The following is a 16,609-nucleotide window of genomic DNA, read 5'->3' on the forward strand; positions in this document are numbered from 1 at the left end:
GTTATTCTCCCCGTGAGTCAGCGTTATCTTTCTTCTGCTGACGCCCCAGTTCACGAACCGCCATCACGCTGACACCGGCAACCAGTCCTACTACGCCACCAAGCAGCCCAATCGCCCCGGCAGAAATATTGCCGCCTTCTTTCATATTGACGTCAGGTTTCTCGGAACGCGGTGTTTGGTTTTCCACATGAGCAAGCTGGTGAATACCTTTATGGAAACCGACACCTTCTTCGTTACAGCCGTAGCAAGGGTGACCGATAGCCACCGGCCACACGCCGCCAACATCGCAGAATTGCAGCGTTGAGCAGTTGCCGTAGGTTTCTGGTCCTTTACAGCCCAGATGGTAGAGGCACCAGCCTTCACGGTGACCTTCATCGCCAAACTCTTTAGCAAAACGACCTGCATCGAAGTGCGGGCGACGTTCGCAGTGTTCGTGAATCAAACGACCATAGGCAAATGTCGGACGGTTTTTGGTATCCAGCTTCGGCGGCTTACCGTAAGTGATGATATGCGCGACCGTTGCAAGGAAGTTGTGCGGGTTCGGAGGACAGCCGGGGATGTTGATGATGGTTTTGCCTGGCAGAACTTCCTGCAAGCCGACGGCACCCGTTGGGTTAACGCCAGCAGCAGCAACACCACCCCACGCGGCACAAGAGCCGATGGCAATGATAGCGGCAGCGCCTTCTGCGGCCCGGCGGATGTGATCTACGATCGGCTCACCGGCAACCATGCAGTAAATACCATTGTCTTTCAGTGGGATAGAACCATCTACAACCAAAACATATTGCCCTTTGTACTTCTCCAGAGCGTTATGTTTATTCTCTTCGACCTGGTGGCCGAAGGCGGCAGAGAGTACCTCATGGTATTCCAGAGAGATTGTCTCCAGAACGAGGTTTTCCACTGTAGGGTGTGTCGCGCGAAGTAGCGATTCAGTACAACCCGTACACTCCTGCGCACCAATCCAGATAACCGGTGGACGCTGAGGACGAGAAACTGATTCGGCCATTTCTGCGGCGGCTTTGCTACTGAGCCCCATGGTAGCGGCCAGTGCTGCACAAAGCTTCATGAAATCACGGCGATTGATGCCGTTCGAATTGATGAGAGAGTTATCTCCAGTCATTTTATAGTTATTCCGTTGCGAAGACCTGGCTTTTATTTTGCACCTTTCGCATGTTGCATATTGCGATCGGCGCGCCATTTACCACACTTTTTATATGGTTATGTGCATTATAATACTTCGGCGGAGCAACAAAACGAAGGCGTAGGTCAATAGTGTAATTAATTAAAGCAAGATAATACCCCTTTCGGATCAAGCTTCGAGACGATAGCCAGCCATGAAAAAACGAATTGTTGTACTGGACTGGTTCTCTTTAAAGAAATCCATAACCATCTCTTTATCCAGCCCATAGCGACGCGTGAGGATCCCCGCTTCCCACGCGCTGAGCTGTCGATCGCCCGTTTTTTCAAACATTCGATGAGAAAATCCCAGCACAAAACCGCGTTTATAATCAGCACAAAAATTGGCCGCCGTGCGTGCGCTATCCGCACTTGACGCGTTTAATCCGGCCATCAAGCCTTTTCCAAAATGGTTGTTCATGCATAACCTCCAATCGCTATATAATAAATTATATAGCGATTTTTTAAGCAAAGACCAGAGGTATCACGTACTTTTTTATGCCCGCTTAAAAGGACACCCATTCATCCTTTTTAGCGGCTGCAGACGTTTTGATGTCTGCTGAAGGGGAAGCGGTGCTGGCGGCGGCGTACTGCACATCGTTTGCTGAAAGGCGGAACTGTTGTACCGAGCGTTGCAGCTCTTCCGTTTGCCGTTCAAGCGCCACAGCTGCGGCGGAAACTTGCTCTACCAGCGCGGCGTTCTGTTGCGTTACGCTGTCCATCTGCGTGATCGCCACGCTCACCTGCGAAATGCCCTTATTCTGTTCTTCTGAGGCAGAAGCAATTTGCTTCATGATAACGGTCACTTCGGTGGCTCCGCGCAGAATCGCCTCCATGGTTAATCCCGTCTCTTTAACCAGTCGAGCGCCCTGATCGACGCGACGCGACGATTCGCCAATCAGCGTCTCAATCTCTTTCGCAGCCCCGGCGCTACGGCTGGCGAGGTTACGCACCTCACCGGCAACAACGGCAAAACCACGCCCCTGCTCACCTGCTCTGGCAGCTTCAACTGCCGCGTTCAGCGCCAGAATATTGGTCTGGAAGGCAATGCTATTAATAACAGACGTAATTTCCGCGATCTGTTTAGAGCTGGCGGCAATGCCGTCCATCGTCTCAACCACTTCTGAAACCAGGCTGCTCCCTTTACCTGCCGTTTCTGTCGCCGTATCGGCAAGCTGGCTGGCTTCACGCGCGTTTTCGGCGTTCAGTTTTACCGTTGCGGTCAGTTGTTCCATGCTGGCAGCGGTCTCTTCCAGCGCCGCAGCCTGCTCCTCAGTACGCGATGAGAGATCATTATTGCCGGTGGAAATTTCCGTAGCCCCTCGCCAGATGTTGTCACTACCTGAGCGAATTGTACTGACGGCTTCGCGCAGGCTGTCCTGCATCGCGCACAATAACGGCACCAGTTGGCCCACGCAGTTACGGCCAAAATCTTCGATTGGATGGCTGAGATCGCCCTGAGCAATCTGCTGGAACTGCTGGCGGATACGTCCCAGGGGTTTCACCATCATGGCGACGAGGTAACGGTCTGTGAAGAACAGGAGAGCAATACCGAGGATCACGGCGGTAATAATTAGCGTCCGGATGATAGACGTTTTGCCATCGACCATGACGCGCGTGGTATCAAGCCGCTCACCTGCCGTGGCGTTAAAACGTTCGGCACTGGCGCCAAATTCACGGCTCAGCGCTGGCGTAACGGTGCTGGCATGCTCCGCAAAGGCCGTAAGCGTGCCCTGCTGCGCCAGTTGCATTTGCGGAATCACCCCGTTATCCAACAGCGCCTGCCACTTCGTCAGTACCGCCGCGGCAACGTCCGGATCCATAGGCCCCGGAGACAACGTTTTCATCTCCTGGAGTTTTTTGCTCATATTCTCCAGGGACTGCTGCGCTGGTGCAAAATCAGGCGTTCCGCCACTCATTTTGACATCCATGGCGCGACTTAAGCGCGTTACGAAGCGAAAATACTGATCGTTCCCCTGACTGAGCACCGTCATCTGATGGACAAGATGACGGTCAATATCATTGCCTTCAGATATTTTTGATAAAGAATGAAGACTGAATAAACCCACGCCCGACCAGAGCAGGCAAAAAAGTCCCAGTATTGCCAACATGACAATACGAATAGTGAAGTTTTTCAGCAAACGCATAATAATTTCCTTGCCGTTGATGAGGAATTCGCCATCAGGCGATACTTATCCTTGTTATCGGCAGGCAACAGAGAAGATATAATGCATTCTTTATTTTTTTACTTTCTTAAGTATATCCAATATTATTTACACTATATCAACATGAATGCTAATGAAATTAGCTAGCATTATTATTCAGATAATTAACCTGAAGCATTAAATAATCCCTTGTTTTCTATCGTAAATATTTGTTAAACCATGCAAGAGTACGCTCCCAGGCCAAATCAGCGGCAGCATTATCATAACGCGGTGTCGAGTCATTATGAAAACCATGATTAACGCCGGGATAGATATATGCCTCATAGACTTTCTTATTGGCTTTGAGCGCCGCTTCATAGGCAGGCCATCCCTCATTAATTCGGGTATCTAATTGCGCATAGTGCAGTAATAAAGGCGCTTTTATTTTAGGGACATCTGATGCAGGAACCTGACGCCCATAAAAAGGCACTGCGCAGGCCAGTTCAGGAAAAGCAACGGCTGCGGCATTCGATACGCCGCCACCGTAGCAAAATCCGGTGATACCCACCTTTCCCGTCGCGCCTGAATAACGCTGCATAAATTCAATGGCGGCAAAGAAGTCGTTCATCAGCTTTACCGGGTCAACCTGCTGCTGCAACTCCCGACCTTTATCATCATTGCCAGGATAGCCCCCTACTGAACTTAATCCATCAGGCGCGAGTGCAATATAGCCCGCCTTCGCCACCCGCCGTGCCACATCCTCAATATACGGATTCAGCCCACGATTCTCATGCACCACCACTACCGCCGGAACTTTCCCCGTCGCTTTCGCAGGTTTAACCAGATACCCACGCACATCACCATGCCCTTCAGGTGAAGGATAAGTCATGTATTCCGCCAGGATATCAGGATCGGTGAACTCCACCTGCGTTGCGAGGGCATAATTGGGTTTCAATACATTGAATAAAGCCAGCGCCGTCATACCACCGACTGCATATTTCGCAGCAAGATTGAGAAACTCGCGTTTCGTTATTTTGCCATGAGCGTAATAGTCATAGTAGTCGAGCAATTCTTGCGGAAAGTCTTTGGCAGTTAGACGCGACATGGCAGCACTCCGGATCGATGTTTTTTTAAGCAAAGCACAGTGGTCTGTTTTTGCCCAGTTTTTCATTCCAGTGTGACCTGGTGAACGGGATATTCACCATGAACCCGCTAGAATAGAAACGTTGTTTCGAAATTCACCTGCACTAAGGAGATCTCATGGACTGGTTTGCCAATCCTGAACGTTACGAGCAGATGCTCTATCGCTACTGCGGGCGCAGCGGTTTACGTTTACCCGCGCTATCACTGGGTTTGTGGCACAGTTTTGGGCACGTTCAGGCGCTGGACTCACAGCGCGCTCTGCTGCGTAAAGCATTTGATTTAGGCATCACGCATTTTGATTTAGCCAATAACTACGGGCCGCCTCCGGGCAGCGCAGAAGAGAATTTTGGCCGATTACTGCGCGAGGATTTTGCACACTATCGTGATGAACTGATCATCTCCACCAAGGCAGGCTATGACATGTGGCCAGGGCCATACGGTTCTGGCGGTTCGCGCAAATACCTGCTCGCCAGCCTCGACCAGAGCCTGAAACGCATGGGCCTCGACTATGTCGATATCTTCTACTCGCACCGCGTTGACGAAAATACGCCAATGGAAGAGACCGCCTCAGCGCTGGCCCATGCGGTGCAAAGCGGTAAAGCGCTGTATGTCGGCATCTCATCCTATTCCCCGGAGCGTACGCAGAAAATGGCCGAGCTGATGCGGGAATGGAAAATTCCGCTGCTGATCCACCAGCCTTCTTACAACCTGCTTAACCGTTGGGTAGACAGCAGCGGTCTGCTGGATACGCTGGAATCCAACGGCATGGGCTGCATCGCATTTACGCCGCTGGCCCAGGGGCTGCTGACGGGGAAATACCTCAACGGCATTCCGGAAGGTTCACGCATGCAGCGTGAAGGGAAAAAAGTTCGTGGGCTGACGGAAAATATGCTGACGGAAGAAAACCTTAACAGCCTGCGTTTGCTCAATGAGATGGCGCAACAGCGCGGACAGTCGATGGCGCAAATGGCCTTAAGCTGGCTGCTAAAAGACAACCGGGTGACGTCGGTATTAATTGGCGCCAGCCGACCGGAGCAACTGGAGGAGAACGTTCAGGCGTTGGCTAACCTGACGTTCAGCGCCGAAGAACTGGCGCAGATCGATAAGCATGTCACGGATGGTAAACTGAACCTGTGGCAGGCCTCATCTGACAAATAGCCGTTTGTAACTCTGTGCCGGGAAGCGGCGTTAGCCTCCCCGGCACGTAACAGGGCCAGCCAATCCCTTCACACCTCTTCCGCTTTGATCTCTGGACGTTGAAATTCCGGCCACACCAGCGCGACAAGCGCAGGATAAGCCTCCAGACTGAACTCCCTGAAGCACTGGCGTAAGTTAAGCACATCCAGATCGGCATGCGGGACTTTCTCACCGCTCAGACAGCGCTTTTTTATATTGTCGTAATATTTATACACCGCAGAGTTGAGATCGCTACAACGCCGCTGTGCATCAAATAGCCCTGGCGTCTCATTTAGCTCCACCATTGTCATCCGCTTGATCGTTGAGTGGATAAAATCGATATATTCGTGATTAACGCGCCAATACCATACTGGGGTAATCGAATTCATCAGTACCGAAAAATGGTCTTCCCCCTCTTCTTTACTCAGCATTTCCGGCTGGTTTTCAGAGTGCCCATTTTCTGCATATCGGTTCTTATTTGCACTGCGCATCAACAAAAGTACCCCGCAGGTAAGCAATAGCAGGGTAATAACAGAATAAAATATACTGTTCATATACTGGCTCCATTTTTTTTGATTTTAAAATTACGCCATGCTATTGTCAACGCAGCCTGGTTTATTTAGAACAACATATCATTGGCATCAAAGGATATTTCAACATGCTTCCCGAGCATCTTGTTCCCTCGCGTTTTCACTTATCCAGCTCATCTACTAATACCCGTCCCGCAGATAATAGTGAAAATTTGACTCAGGGAAAGAGAACATTAAGTGATTATGAACCCGATATTTTGATTAACTCTACAGCTAACGGCCAGGCGCGCAATATGTTATTTGAAGAGTGCGATCGCCATTTAAAAGAGCGCCTGTTTCGTGCCGCAAAAATTGAGTCCTTCACTCGCCTGCTCAATTCACTACAAGCGGAAGGCGACATTAACGCTCAAGAATTAAGTAAAATTTTATCGACAAAAACAGCCAGCGTAAATGAACAGGGCAATAAAATTTGGCTTAATTTAATTACGCGTGAGACCAGCGATCCTATTTTTTATTCTCTGGAAGAGAAATAAAATGAAAGATGTTGAGGATAATAATGTTTATTTGGCTTTAGATGACCATAAAAGCGATGAGTTTGTCTTAAAGCAAAATTTGGCCGTATTGATTGCCAATAAAAATGCGACGTTGGAAAGCGTTGCCCAGGAGATGGTCTCTATTCCCGCCGCGCTGGTGCGGCTGAAATGGCAAAATCGTCGCGAAATTTATGCGCTACAGGCTAAAGAAGAGATCTATGGCGCCGCGATTGAAGCCATTATGGAGCAGCAACCAGAACTACGGGACAAAATCATGGCCCGGCTGGAGAGCACATACCAGCATATACTCAAGCGAGAAACAGCCACCTTACGCCTGACGCGTAAACTGTCTGAAGGGAACTACGAACCCACCAGGATAACGGCAGTCGCACTGGATGAGGACAGATAAGGGCGTCTGGGGAGAGTTAAATCAGGAGAGGAAGGCCGGGTAAGGCAACAACCATTACCCGGCAATCAGGATTACTTCGCTTTCACGGTCTCTTCACCGACCAGACCAATCTTCAGGAAACCCGCCTGATGCAGCGTATCCATAACTTTCATCATGGTTTCATAATCGACGGTTTTATCCGCACGGAAGAAAATCGTGGTGTCTTTCTTCCCATCGGTCAGCGTATTTAATTCGCTAATCATGGTGTCATCCGTCACCTGATTGTTGCCAATAAACATACTCTTATCGGCTTTAACAGACAGGTAAACCGGTTTTTCCGGACGCGGCTGCGGCGTGCTGGTGGAAGCCGGGAGATTCACCTTCACATCCACCGTTGCCAACGGTGCGGCCACCATAAAGATGATCAATAAAACCAACATAACATCGATAAACGGCGTCACGTTGATTTCATGCATTTCACCGTTATCGTCCAGGTTTTCATTAAAGCTCATTGCCATGGAACATTATCCTACACGTAATTTCTGCGCTGCACGTACCGGATGGGCAGAAGCGCTAGCGTTCAGGTCCAGATCGCGACTTTGCAGCAACAGTACCTGTGCCGCGACATCGCCCAGCATCGCTTTATAGCTGCCAATCTGACGTGCGAAAATGTTGTAGATAACGACCGCAGGAATTGCCGCGACCAGACCGATCGCCGTCGCTAACAGTGCTTCTGCGATACCCGGCGCAACAACGGCCAGGTTGGTCGTTTGGGTTTGTGCAATCCCGATGAAGCTATTCATGATGCCCCATACGGTACCGAACAGACCCACAAATGGAGAGATAGCCCCGATGGTGGCCAGGTAGCCGTTACCACGTCCCATATGACGACCTACCGCCGCCACACGACGCTCCAGACGAAAGCCGGTACGCTCTTTAATACCTTCGTTGTCGTCGCTGCCTTCTGACAATTCCAGTTCGTTCTGCGCTTCGTAAATCAACTGTGCGCCCAGGCTTTTGCCATCAAATCCTGCAGCAATCTCATTTGCCTGGTCTAAAGAGCGGGCGTCCGCCAGCAGTTGCTGTTCACGCTTAAGGCGGCGTTTCTGAGTAAAGAACTCAAGGCTCTTACTAAAGAAGATAGCCCAGGTGACCACTGATGCCAAAATCAGCCCAATCATCACGCACTTAACCACGATATCGGCGTGCTGATACATACCCCAGACGGAAAGATCCGTCTGCATCAAATTATTACCCACTCTGTATCTCCAGGACGCAAATCACAAAATCTGAGCGTAATGATATCAAAACGACGTCGAATTGATAGTCGTTCTCATTACTATTTACATATTGCCGCACCTTTGGTTTCTTTTCCTTGCGCTTACGCAGTAAAAAAGTCACCAGAAGCATTTTGAGATTATTTTCTACTGTATGACCGTTCTGCAGGATGCGTCATCTTTGATTCATGGTAGTTTAGACATCCAGACGTATAAAAACAGGTAAGACGACATGGCAGATAACAACTTGAAACCAAACTCGTTCACGCAGGACGCAGTAAAAAGTACACGCTGGGCGCGGTAAATAGCGTGATCCAGCGCGCTTCTTCGCTAGTGTTTGACACCGTAGAGGCCAAAAAGCAGGCTACGCACAACCGTGCTAACGGTGCGCTTTTCTATGGACGTCGCGGAACCCTGACGCATTTTTCCCTGCAGGAGGCAATGTGTGAACTGGAAGGCGGCGCGGGTTGCGCGTTGTTCCCCTGCGGCGCGGCGGCCGTTGCCAACACCATCCTCGCCTTTGTGGAACAAGGGGATCATGTGCTGATGACCAACACCGCCTATGAACCCAGCCAGGATTTCTGCACCAAAATTCTCGGCAAACTCGGCGTGTCCACCGGATGGTTCGATCCGCTGGTTGGTGCCGATATTGTGAAGCACATACAGCCGAACACTAAAGTCGTATTTCTGGAATCTCCCGGCTCTGTCACCATGGAAGTACATGATGTTCCTGCTATTGTTGCCGCCGTCAGAAGCGTCGCGCCGGATGCGATCATCATAATTGATAACACCTGGGCTGCCGGGGTGCTGTTCAAAGCGCTGGATTTTGGCATCGATATTTCTATTCAGGCTGGCACCAAATATCTGATTGGCCATTCCGACGCCATGGTCGGCACTGCGGTAGCTAATGCCCGTTGCTGGGATCAACTGCGCGAAAATGCCTATCTGATGGGGCAAATGCTGGACGCCGATACCGCCTATATGACCAGCCGCGGACTGCGTACGCTAAGCGTTCGCCTGCGCCAACATCATGAAAGCAGCTTAAAGGTCGCCGAGTGGCTGGCCAGCCATCCGCAGGTCGCCCGCGTGAACCACCCCGCGCTGCCCGGCAGTAAAGGCCACGAATTCTGGAAGCGTGATTTCACCGGCAGCAGCGGACTGTTCTCATTTGTATTGAATAAGAAACTAAATCATGAAGAGCTGGCCGCGTATCTGGACCACTTCAGCCTGTTCAGCATGGCCTACTCCTGGGGCGGTTTTGAGTCGCTGATTCTCGCTAATCAGCCGGAACATATTGCGGCAATCCGTCCCCAAGGCGAGGTGGACTTCAGTGGAACGCTCATCCGTTTGCATATCGGTTTAGAGAATGTTGACGATCTGATTGCCGATTTGGCCGCAGGATTTGCCCGAATCGAGTAAAATTGCCATAGATGGACATATATGCAGACACTTCTGGTGGAAAAGTCTGCAATTGTTGCGTCCGGGATCAAGGCATCCCGGACAATTCAGGAGTACAATCCACACATAAACGCTGTTCCACAGGAAAGTCCATGGTAGTCATTCAAGATATTGTCTCCGCGCTTTGGCAACACGATTTTGCCGCGTTGGCGGATCCGCACGTTGTGAGCGTGGTGTACTTCGTAATGTTCGCCACACTGTTTTTAGAAAATGGCCTGCTGCCTGCCTCCTTTTTACCCGGAGACAGCCTGTTATTGCTGGCAGGGGCGCTGATCGCTCAGGACGTGATGAGTTTTATACCTACCATAGCTATTCTGACTGCCGCAGCCAGTCTGGGTTGCTGGCTGAGCTACATTCAGGGACGCTGGCTGGGCAACACGCGGACGGTAAAAGGCTGGCTGGCGCAATTACCTGATAAATATCATCAGCGCGCTACCTGCATGTTTGACCAACACGGGCTGATGGCACTGCTGGCGGGGCGTTTCCTGGCATTCGTTCGTACCTTGCTGCCAACAATGGCGGGAATTTCGGGCCTGCCAAACCGTCGGTTCCAGTTTTTTAACTGGCTGAGCGGTCTGCTGTGGGTCACCGTCGTCACCGGCTTTGGCTATGCGCTGAGCATGATCCCGTTCGTCAAACGCCATGAAGATCAGGTGATGACCTTTTTAATGATCCTGCCGATTGCCCTGTTAACCGCGGGTCTGTTGGGAACCCTGTTTGTCGTGATTAAAAAAAAATACTGTAGCGCCTGAGTATTAACCGTAGGCCGGGGTTCCCCCGGCATTTTCGCCTGATGACGTTTCGCTTATCAGGCCAGCGCTGAGCAAGTTTAACTCCCCTGCATCATTCGAATTCTGGCCGCATCCTCCCCCGGCGTTACGCCAAAGAAACGTTTGAATTCCCGACTGAATTGCGATGCGCTCTCATAGCCGACGCGCATGGCAGCCGCACTGGCCTTCATCCCGTCGTGGATCATCATCATCCGTGCTTTATGCAGACGATAGCTCTTCAGGTATTGCAGCGGCGACGTGCTGGTCACCGCTTTAAAATTATGATGAAACGCCGACACGCTCATGTTCGCTTCTGCCGCCAGCTGTTCGACATTGAGATTTTCGGTGTATTTGGTTTCAATGCGCTTTAGCACACGGCTTATCAAACTGAAATGCGTCTGGCGACTGACCAGCGCCAGTAATGCGCCGCCGCGCGGCCCGGTCAGCACATGGTAGAGGATCTCGCGAATAATCTGTTTCCCCAGAATACGCGCATCCAGCGGTCGCTCCATCACATCCAGCAGGCGCTCAGCGGCGCACAGTATTTCGTCAGAAAGCGTCGCGGAGTTGATCCCGCTGGCCGCCATGGCGGGCTGGAACAGCTCATCTTCCCCAATGTCCATCAACAGCTCCTGCAATTGCAGAATATCGACATTCAGGTAGATACCGGCCAGGGGAACCTCCGGCGTTGCATACGTTTCACATTCAAAGGGTAACGGTACGGTTAGCAACAGGTATTCGTTGGCGTCATAACGAAATACACGTTCATTGATATAACCAATTTTATGTCCCGAAAAGAGAAATATGATTCCTGGCTGATACATTACCGGTGTACGCGCTGCCGGCTCAGTGCCGTGCAGCAGGCGGACATCTGGCAGCAGTTCGCTGAGTTTATTTTCATTGTTTTTCAGCTGCTTAATTTTATCTGTCAGCAGGAGGCAGATCTCATCACGGTTCATAGAGCACCATTTCATCATCGGTTTGCAACCCTGACATAATGCGCAGATTTATCCGTTTTCTCCAGCAGTCTGTAGAAATGGGCAAGACATCGGCAGAAATGAGCATTGAGAGCAGCGCGGCTGACGACCACAATGTTCATCATCCGGCAGACACTCTCCTGCCCTCTTTTTTTACCCACATAAGGGAACGAGCAATGAACAACTTTAATCTCCATACCCCAACCCGCATTCTGTTTGGTAAAGGTGCGATTGCTGAGCTGCGCGATCAAATCCCTCAGGATGCTCGCGTATTGGTTACCTATGGCGGCGGTAGCGTGAAAAAAACCGGTGTCCTGGCACAGGTTCAGGATGCGCTGAAAGGCCTGGACGTGCTGGAGTTTGGCGGTATTGAGCCGAACCCGTCTTATGAAACGCTGATGAACGCGGTAAAAATCGTGCGTGATGAGAAAGTGACGTTCCTGCTGGCGGTAGGCGGCGGTTCGGTGCTGGATGGCACGAAATTCATCGCGGCTGCGGCACAATACGCTGACGGCATCGATCCATGGCGCATTCTGGAAACCCACGGCAACGACGTAACAAGCGCTATCCCGATGGGCTCCGTATTAACCCTGCCAGCAACCGGCTCTGAATCTAACTCCGGCGCGGTCATTTCGCGTAAAACCACCGGCGATAAGCTGGCCTTTATGACCCCATTTGTGCAGCCGGTATTCGCCGTGCTGGATCCGGTTTATACCTATACCCTGCCGCCGCGTCAGGTTGCGAACGGCGTCGTAGATGCCTTCGTACATACCGTTGAGCAGTATGTGACTTATCCGGTAGACGGGAAAATTCAGGATCGCTTTGCTGAAGGTATTCTGCTTACGCTGGTAGAAGAAGGCCCGAAAGCATTGCAGGAGCCGGAAAATTACAACGTGCGTGCGAACGTTATGTGGGCGGCAACCCAGGCGCTGAACGGTCTGATTGGCGCAGGCGTACCACAAGACTGGGCAACGCATATGCTGGGCCACGAACTGACCGCAATGCACGGTCTGGATCATGCTCAAACATTGGCTATCGTTCTGCCAGCGCTGTGGAATGAAAAACGCGATACCAAACGTGCCAAACTGCTGCAATACGCAGAGCGTATCTGGAATATCACCGAAGGTTCCGATGACCAACGCATCGACGCCGCTATTGCCGCAACCCGCGCTTTCTTCGAACAAATGGGCGTACCGACTCGTCTGTCTGACTACGGCCTGGACGGTAGCTCCATCCCAGCGCTACTGGAAAAACTGCAAGCGCACGGCGGTACGAAACTGGGCGAACATCAGGACATTACGCTCGAGGTCAGCCGTCGGATTTACGAAGCTGCCCGCTAAGGTTTTTTCACCTCCGCCTTTCATTTTTGGGTATTTATATTCTAAATATTTCGAGTTGCATAAAGGCAGCAAAGGAGAGAATCCCCAGGAGCTTACATAAGTCAGTGACTGGGGGTGAAACGACAAACCTGCCGGGAGCAGATTTGAACGCTGCTTGCAGCGGACCTGAAAGGGCGAGGCTCATGGATGGGCCGCGTAATAAAGCCAACGCATATGCAGCTTGAAGTATGACGAGGATAGGCCAGACTTAAGTCACACCTAACTTACCGGGGCTTGCCTCGGTAAACTCAATTCAGGGGAGGAATTATGACCGGTCCAACCATTATTAAACTACAGGATGGTAACGTCATGCCACAGCTGGGCCTGGGGGTCTGGAAGGCAAGTAACGAAGAGGTCATCACTGCCATTCATAAAGCGCTGGAAGTGGGGTATCGCTCAATTGATACCGCTGCGGCGTACAAAAACGAAGAAGGTGTCGGCAAAGCAATACGCGATGCGGGCGTACCGCGGGAAGAGTTATTCATCACCACCAAGCTATGGAATGATGACCAGAAACGCCCTCGGGAAGCCTTGCTCGAAAGCATGGAGAAACTCCAGCTCGATTACCTTGATCTTTATCTGATGCACTGGCCAGTTCCGGCGATCGACCACTACGTTGAAGCGTGGGAAAGCATGATCGATCTGCAAAAAGAAGGGCTGATTAAGAGCATCGGCGTGTGTAACTTTCAGATCAATCATCTCCAGCGACTGATGGATGAAACCGGCGTACCACCGGTGATTAACCAGATAGAACTTCACCCGCTTATGCAACAGCGCCAACTGCACGCCTGGAACGCAACGCATAAAATCCAGACCGAATCCTGGAGCCCGCTGGCGCAGGGCGGCAAAGACGTCTTTGATCAAAAGATCATCCGCGATCTCGCGGAGAAATATGGCAAATCACCGGCGCAGATTGTCATCCGCTGGCATCTGGATAGCGGCCTGGTGGTTATTCCGAAATCAGTCACCCCTGCGCGTATCGCAGAAAACTTTAACGTCTGGGACTTCCGCCTGGATAAAGATGAATTAGGCGAAATCGCAAAGCTCGATCAGGGCAAACGTCTGGGACCAGACCCGGACCAGTTCGGCGGTTAACCCCTTCTCTCCTGCCCGACCTCTCGTCGGGCCTTTACTGATTTGAATTTCGACGTAGACCACGTGCACAGCTAATTGAGTCCCATGCGTTCTGCCCCACTGGGGGCCGATTGAATCGCAGCAGAACCAATTTTTCGAGCAGTATGAAGGATATCTGTCGTCACACGATCGTGAACGGGCGGATGATGCAAAACTGGCCGCATTAGCGGCCAGAATTCGTGAGGCATAATTACTGAGCACTTCTGCCAGATGGCACCTTATCCGGCCGACGGTCTTTCAGGCCCGGTAAACATTTCACTCCCGGGCAAGACAGATTAGCGCCCTGCTACTTTCCCACGTTTTTTGTTCGCGGCAGGCGTCTGGCGCTGATGCGCCACAGGCGTGTGCTTGGTCAACGCCGGACGGGTATGACGGTTCTGGCGACGCGCTTCGCGCATCTCTTCCAGCGTAGGCGCCGGAACCAGACATTCGCGACGACCACCGATCAGATGCTTTTTACCCATATCTTCCAGCGCCTGGCGGATTAACGGCCAGTTGGCTGGATCATGGTAACGCAGCAGCGCTTTATGCAGACGACGCTGTTTATCACCTTTCGGCACCACCACGTCTTCACTCTTGTAACCAATTTTACCCAGCGGGTTTTTCCCGGTGTAATACATGGTTGTGGAGTTCGCCAATGGTGATGGATAGAAGTTCTGCACCTGATCCAGACGGAAACGACGTTGCTTCAGCCACAGCGCCAGATTCACCATATCCTCGTCACGCGTCCCAGGATGCGCAGAAATAAAGTATGGGATCAGGTACTGCTCTTTACCGGCCTGTTTAGAGTAGGTGTCGAACAATTCCTTAAAGCGATCGTAGCTGCCCATCCCCGGCTTCATCATCTTCGACAGCGGGCCTTCTTCAGTATGCTCTGGCGCAATCTTCAGATAGCCGCCCACGTGGTGGGTAGCCAGCTCTTTGATATAGCGCGGATCTTCAACCGCGATGTCATAGCGCACACCTGAAGCGATAAGGATCTTTTTAATGCCTTTCAAATCACGCGCACGGCGATAGAGGTTAATCGTCGGCTCGTGGTTAGTATCCATATGCGGACAAATATCCGGGTAGACGCATGACAAACGACGGCAGGTTTGCTCCGCACGCGGTGACTTACAGCGCAGCATATACATGTTCGCCGTTGGGCCGCCGAGATCGGAAATCACGCCGGTAAAGCCCGGAACGGTGTCGCGAATAGCTTCGATTTCATTGATGATCGAGTCTTCAGAGCGGCTCTGGATGATGCGGCCTTCGTGCTCGGTGATCGAACAGAACGAGCAGCCGCCAAAACAGCCACGCATAATGTTGATCGAGAAACGGATCATCTCGTAGGCCGGAATGCGGCTGTCGCCATACGCCGGATGCGGCACGCGCTTGTACGGCAGCGCAAAGACGCTGTCCATTTCTTCGGTAGAGAGCGGAATGGCTGGCGGGTTGATCCAGATGTAGCGATCGCCATGCTTTTGCATCAGCGCGCGCGCACAGCCTGGGTTGGTTTCGTGGTGCAGGATACGCGACGCATGTGCATACAGCACTTTATCGCCCTTCACTTTTTCGAAGGACGGCAGCAGCACGTAGGTTTTTTCCCACGGTTTCGGGCGCGGCGGCTGTACGGTTACCGCTTTCGCTTCCTGCTTTTTCGGTGCGACAGGTTTGTTGTCGGCACACGGCAAATCCTCGCCGTACGGATGCGGGATCGGGTCAATTTTGCCCGGCGTGTCGAGACGCGTGGAATCCACCCCACTCCAGCCCGGCAGCGCTTCTTTAACCATAATCGCGGTGTTACGCACGTCGCGGATCTGATCGATAGTTTCACCCATCGCCAGACGATGCGCCACTTCCACCAGCGGACGTTCGCCGTTACCGAACATCAGCATGTCGGCTTTTGAATCCACCAGCACGGAGCGACGAACGGTATCAGACCAGTAGTCGTAGTGCGCGGTACGGCGCAGGCTGGCCTCAATACCGCCGAGAATAACCGGCACATCTTTCCATGCTTCCTTACAGCGCTGGGTATAGACCAGCGTCGCGCGGTCCGGGCGTTTGCCCGCCACGTTGTCTGGCGTATAAGCATCGTCATGGCGCAGTCGGCGATCGGCGGTATAACGGTTGATCATCGAATCCATGTTGCCTGCGGTTACACCAAAGAACAGGTTCGGTTTACCCAAACGCATAAAATCGTCTTTGTTGTTCCACTCCGGCTGGGCGATAATCCCAACACGAAAGCCCTGCGCTTCCAGCATACGGCCGCAAATTGCCATGCCAAAGCTGGGATGATCGACGTATGCATCGCCGGTAACCAGAATGATGTCGCAGCTATCCCAGCCAAGTTGGTCCATTTCGTCGCGTGACATCGGCAAAAATGGTGCCGGGCCAAAACAGGCAGCCCAGTACTGCGGCCAGGAGAAAAGGTCTCTGTCCGGCTGGATCAGGGATATTGCGCTCATAGTGCTTCCAAAAATGGTAAAAAAATAATCAAAGGCCGGGGATTATACGCTGTATGTCAGCAAGAAATGAAGTGGAG

The 16,609-nt window shown here is 51.8% G+C and carries 16 protein-coding genes and 1 pseudogene; 8 read left to right on the forward strand and 9 right to left on the reverse strand.

What is annotated here, in order from left to right:
* Window position 1: 1 nt before the first annotated feature.
* The 4 genes from hybO to yghX all read right to left on the reverse strand — a co-directional run bounded on the left by hybO (window position 2) and on the right by yghX (window position 4,425).
* Window positions 2-1,120, reverse strand: a complete 1,119-nt coding sequence (hybO, locus tag B9P82_RS09590; RefSeq protein WP_016154493.1) for a hydrogenase 2 small subunit — start codon at window positions 1,118-1,120, stop codon at window positions 2-4.
* Window positions 1,121-1,309: 189 nt separating this feature from the next.
* Window positions 1,310-1,597 (reverse strand): DUF2623 family protein, encoded by a 288-nt coding sequence (locus B9P82_RS09595; RefSeq protein ID WP_047358639.1) that lies wholly within the window; start codon window positions 1,595-1,597, stop codon window positions 1,310-1,312.
* Between the two features lie 85 nt (window positions 1,598-1,682).
* Window positions 1,683-3,323, reverse strand: a complete 1,641-nt coding sequence (locus B9P82_RS09600; RefSeq protein WP_101700278.1) for a methyl-accepting chemotaxis protein — start codon at window positions 3,321-3,323, stop codon at window positions 1,683-1,685.
* Window positions 3,324-3,537: 214 nt separating this feature from the next.
* Window positions 3,538-4,425: a YghX family hydrolase gene (gene yghX / locus B9P82_RS09605; protein ID WP_049268743.1), complete on the reverse strand. Its 888-nt coding sequence runs from the start codon at window positions 4,423-4,425 to the stop codon at window positions 3,538-3,540.
* Between the two features lie 155 nt (window positions 4,426-4,580).
* On the opposite strand from yghX, the gene B9P82_RS09610 reads away from it, so the two are divergent.
* Entirely contained in the window at window positions 4,581-5,621 is a 1,041-nt protein-coding gene (locus tag B9P82_RS09610; protein WP_101700279.1) for an aldo/keto reductase, read from the forward strand.
* Between the two features lie 68 nt (window positions 5,622-5,689).
* On the opposite strand, the gene B9P82_RS09615 is transcribed toward B9P82_RS09610, so the two are convergent.
* Complete coding sequence (locus tag B9P82_RS09615; protein ID WP_016154498.1) at window positions 5,690-6,193, reverse strand: ESA_00282 family adhesion-associated protein; 504 nt, start codon at window positions 6,191-6,193, stop codon at window positions 5,690-5,692.
* 104 nt (window positions 6,194-6,297) lie between these two features.
* On the opposite strand from B9P82_RS09615, the gene B9P82_RS09620 reads away from it, so the two are divergent.
* Both B9P82_RS09620 and B9P82_RS09625 read left to right on the forward strand, forming a co-directional pair.
* Complete coding sequence (locus B9P82_RS09620; protein ID WP_101700280.1) at window positions 6,298-6,702, forward strand: hypothetical protein; 405 nt, start codon at window positions 6,298-6,300, stop codon at window positions 6,700-6,702.
* 1 nt (window position 6,703) lies between these two features.
* Entirely contained in the window at window positions 6,704-7,111 is a 408-nt protein-coding gene (locus B9P82_RS09625) for a cytoplasmic protein (protein WP_101700281.1), read from the forward strand.
* Window positions 7,112-7,182: 71 nt separating this feature from the next.
* Here the strand turns inward: B9P82_RS09625 and exbD are convergent, their stop codons facing one another.
* Together exbD and exbB are read right to left on the reverse strand one after the other, a co-directional pair.
* The gene (gene exbD / locus B9P82_RS09630) at window positions 7,183-7,608 is read right to left on the reverse strand and encodes a TonB system transport protein ExbD (RefSeq protein ID WP_016154501.1); all 426 of its coding nucleotides are present in this window, start codon (window positions 7,606-7,608) and stop codon (window positions 7,183-7,185) included.
* Between the two features lie 6 nt (window positions 7,609-7,614).
* Complete coding sequence (gene exbB, locus B9P82_RS09635) at window positions 7,615-8,349, reverse strand: tol-pal system-associated acyl-CoA thioesterase (RefSeq protein WP_016154502.1); 735 nt, start codon at window positions 8,347-8,349, stop codon at window positions 7,615-7,617.
* A gap of 309 nt (window positions 8,350-8,658) precedes the next feature.
* On the opposite strand from exbB, the gene metC reads away from it, so the two are divergent.
* Window positions 8,659-9,786 (forward strand): cystathionine beta-lyase, encoded by a 1,128-nt coding sequence (gene metC, locus B9P82_RS09645; RefSeq protein WP_101700282.1) that lies wholly within the window; start codon window positions 8,659-8,661, stop codon window positions 9,784-9,786.
* Between the two features lie 131 nt (window positions 9,787-9,917).
* Window positions 9,918-10,577 carry a DedA family general envelope maintenance protein YghB gene (gene yghB, locus B9P82_RS09650; protein ID WP_016154504.1) on the forward strand — a complete coding sequence of 220 codons (660 nt, stop codon included), beginning with the start codon at window positions 9,918-9,920 and terminating at the stop codon, window positions 10,575-10,577.
* 77 nt (window positions 10,578-10,654) lie between these two features.
* On the opposite strand, the gene B9P82_RS09655 is transcribed toward yghB, so the two are convergent.
* A complete protein-coding gene (locus B9P82_RS09655; RefSeq protein WP_029139662.1) occupies window positions 10,655-11,554 on the reverse strand; it encodes an AraC family transcriptional regulator in 900 nt (299 codons plus the stop codon).
* 194 nt (window positions 11,555-11,748) lie between these two features.
* Here B9P82_RS09655 and yqhD point away from each other — a divergent pair, with 194 nt between their 5' ends.
* The 3 genes and pseudogenes from yqhD to B9P82_RS09675 all read left to right on the forward strand — a co-directional run.
* Window positions 11,749-12,912 carry an alcohol dehydrogenase gene (gene yqhD, locus B9P82_RS09660; protein WP_003838168.1) on the forward strand — a complete coding sequence of 388 codons (1,164 nt, stop codon included), beginning with the start codon at window positions 11,749-11,751 and terminating at the stop codon, window positions 12,910-12,912.
* A gap of 306 nt (window positions 12,913-13,218) precedes the next feature.
* The gene (gene dkgA, locus B9P82_RS09670) at window positions 13,219-14,046 is read left to right on the forward strand and encodes a 2,5-didehydrogluconate reductase DkgA (RefSeq protein ID WP_016154506.1); all 828 of its coding nucleotides are present in this window, start codon (window positions 13,219-13,221) and stop codon (window positions 14,044-14,046) included.
* A gap of 91 nt (window positions 14,047-14,137) precedes the next feature.
* Window positions 14,138-14,275: pseudogene (locus B9P82_RS09675) on the forward strand (hypothetical protein); the annotation flags it as partial.
* An 85-nt stretch (window positions 14,276-14,360) separates the two neighbouring features.
* Here B9P82_RS09675 and B9P82_RS09680 read toward each other — a convergent pair.
* The gene (locus B9P82_RS09680) at window positions 14,361-16,532 is read right to left on the reverse strand and encodes a YgiQ family radical SAM protein (RefSeq protein ID WP_003024532.1); all 2,172 of its coding nucleotides are present in this window, start codon (window positions 16,530-16,532) and stop codon (window positions 14,361-14,363) included.
* Between the last annotated feature and the right edge of the window lie 77 nt (window positions 16,533-16,609).

The organism is Citrobacter sp. L55, from assembly GCF_002850715.1.
In the GTDB taxonomy this organism is placed as follows: Bacteria; Pseudomonadota; Gammaproteobacteria; order Enterobacterales; family Enterobacteriaceae; genus Citrobacter; species Citrobacter braakii.

Excerpts from the sequence above, each read along its gene's own strand:
- B9P82_RS09680 (WP_003024532.1), bottom strand. The coding sequence starts at position 16,532 with ATGAGCGCAATATCCCTGATCCAGCCGGACAGAGACCTTTTCTCCTGG.
- B9P82_RS09600 (WP_101700278.1), bottom strand. The coding sequence starts at position 3,323 with ATGCGTTTGCTGAAAAACTTCACTATTCGTATTGTCATGTTGGCAATA.
- B9P82_RS09615 (WP_016154498.1), bottom strand. The coding sequence starts at position 6,193 with ATGAACAGTATATTTTATTCTGTTATTACCCTGCTATTGCTTACCTGC.
- yghX (WP_049268743.1), bottom strand. The coding sequence starts at position 4,425 with ATGTCGCGTCTAACTGCCAAAGACTTTCCGCAAGAATTGCTCGACTAC.
- B9P82_RS09655 (WP_029139662.1), bottom strand. The coding sequence starts at position 11,554 with ATGAACCGTGATGAGATCTGCCTCCTGCTGACAGATAAAATTAAGCAG.
- yqhD (WP_003838168.1), top strand. The coding sequence starts at position 11,749 with ATGAACAACTTTAATCTCCATACCCCAACCCGCATTCTGTTTGGTAAA.
- B9P82_RS09610 (WP_101700279.1), top strand. The coding sequence starts at position 4,581 with ATGGACTGGTTTGCCAATCCTGAACGTTACGAGCAGATGCTCTATCGC.
- B9P82_RS09620 (WP_101700280.1), top strand. The coding sequence starts at position 6,298 with ATGCTTCCCGAGCATCTTGTTCCCTCGCGTTTTCACTTATCCAGCTCA.
- exbD (WP_016154501.1), bottom strand. The coding sequence starts at position 7,608 with ATGGCAATGAGCTTTAATGAAAACCTGGACGATAACGGTGAAATGCAT.
- B9P82_RS09595 (WP_047358639.1), bottom strand. The coding sequence starts at position 1,597 with ATGAACAACCATTTTGGAAAAGGCTTGATGGCCGGATTAAACGCGTCA.
- hybO (WP_016154493.1), bottom strand. The coding sequence starts at position 1,120 with ATGACTGGAGATAACTCTCTCATCAATTCGAACGGCATCAATCGCCGT.
- yghB (WP_016154504.1), top strand. The coding sequence starts at position 9,918 with ATGGTAGTCATTCAAGATATTGTCTCCGCGCTTTGGCAACACGATTTT.
- B9P82_RS09625 (WP_101700281.1), top strand. The coding sequence starts at position 6,704 with ATGAAAGATGTTGAGGATAATAATGTTTATTTGGCTTTAGATGACCAT.
- dkgA (WP_016154506.1), top strand. The coding sequence starts at position 13,219 with ATGACCGGTCCAACCATTATTAAACTACAGGATGGTAACGTCATGCCA.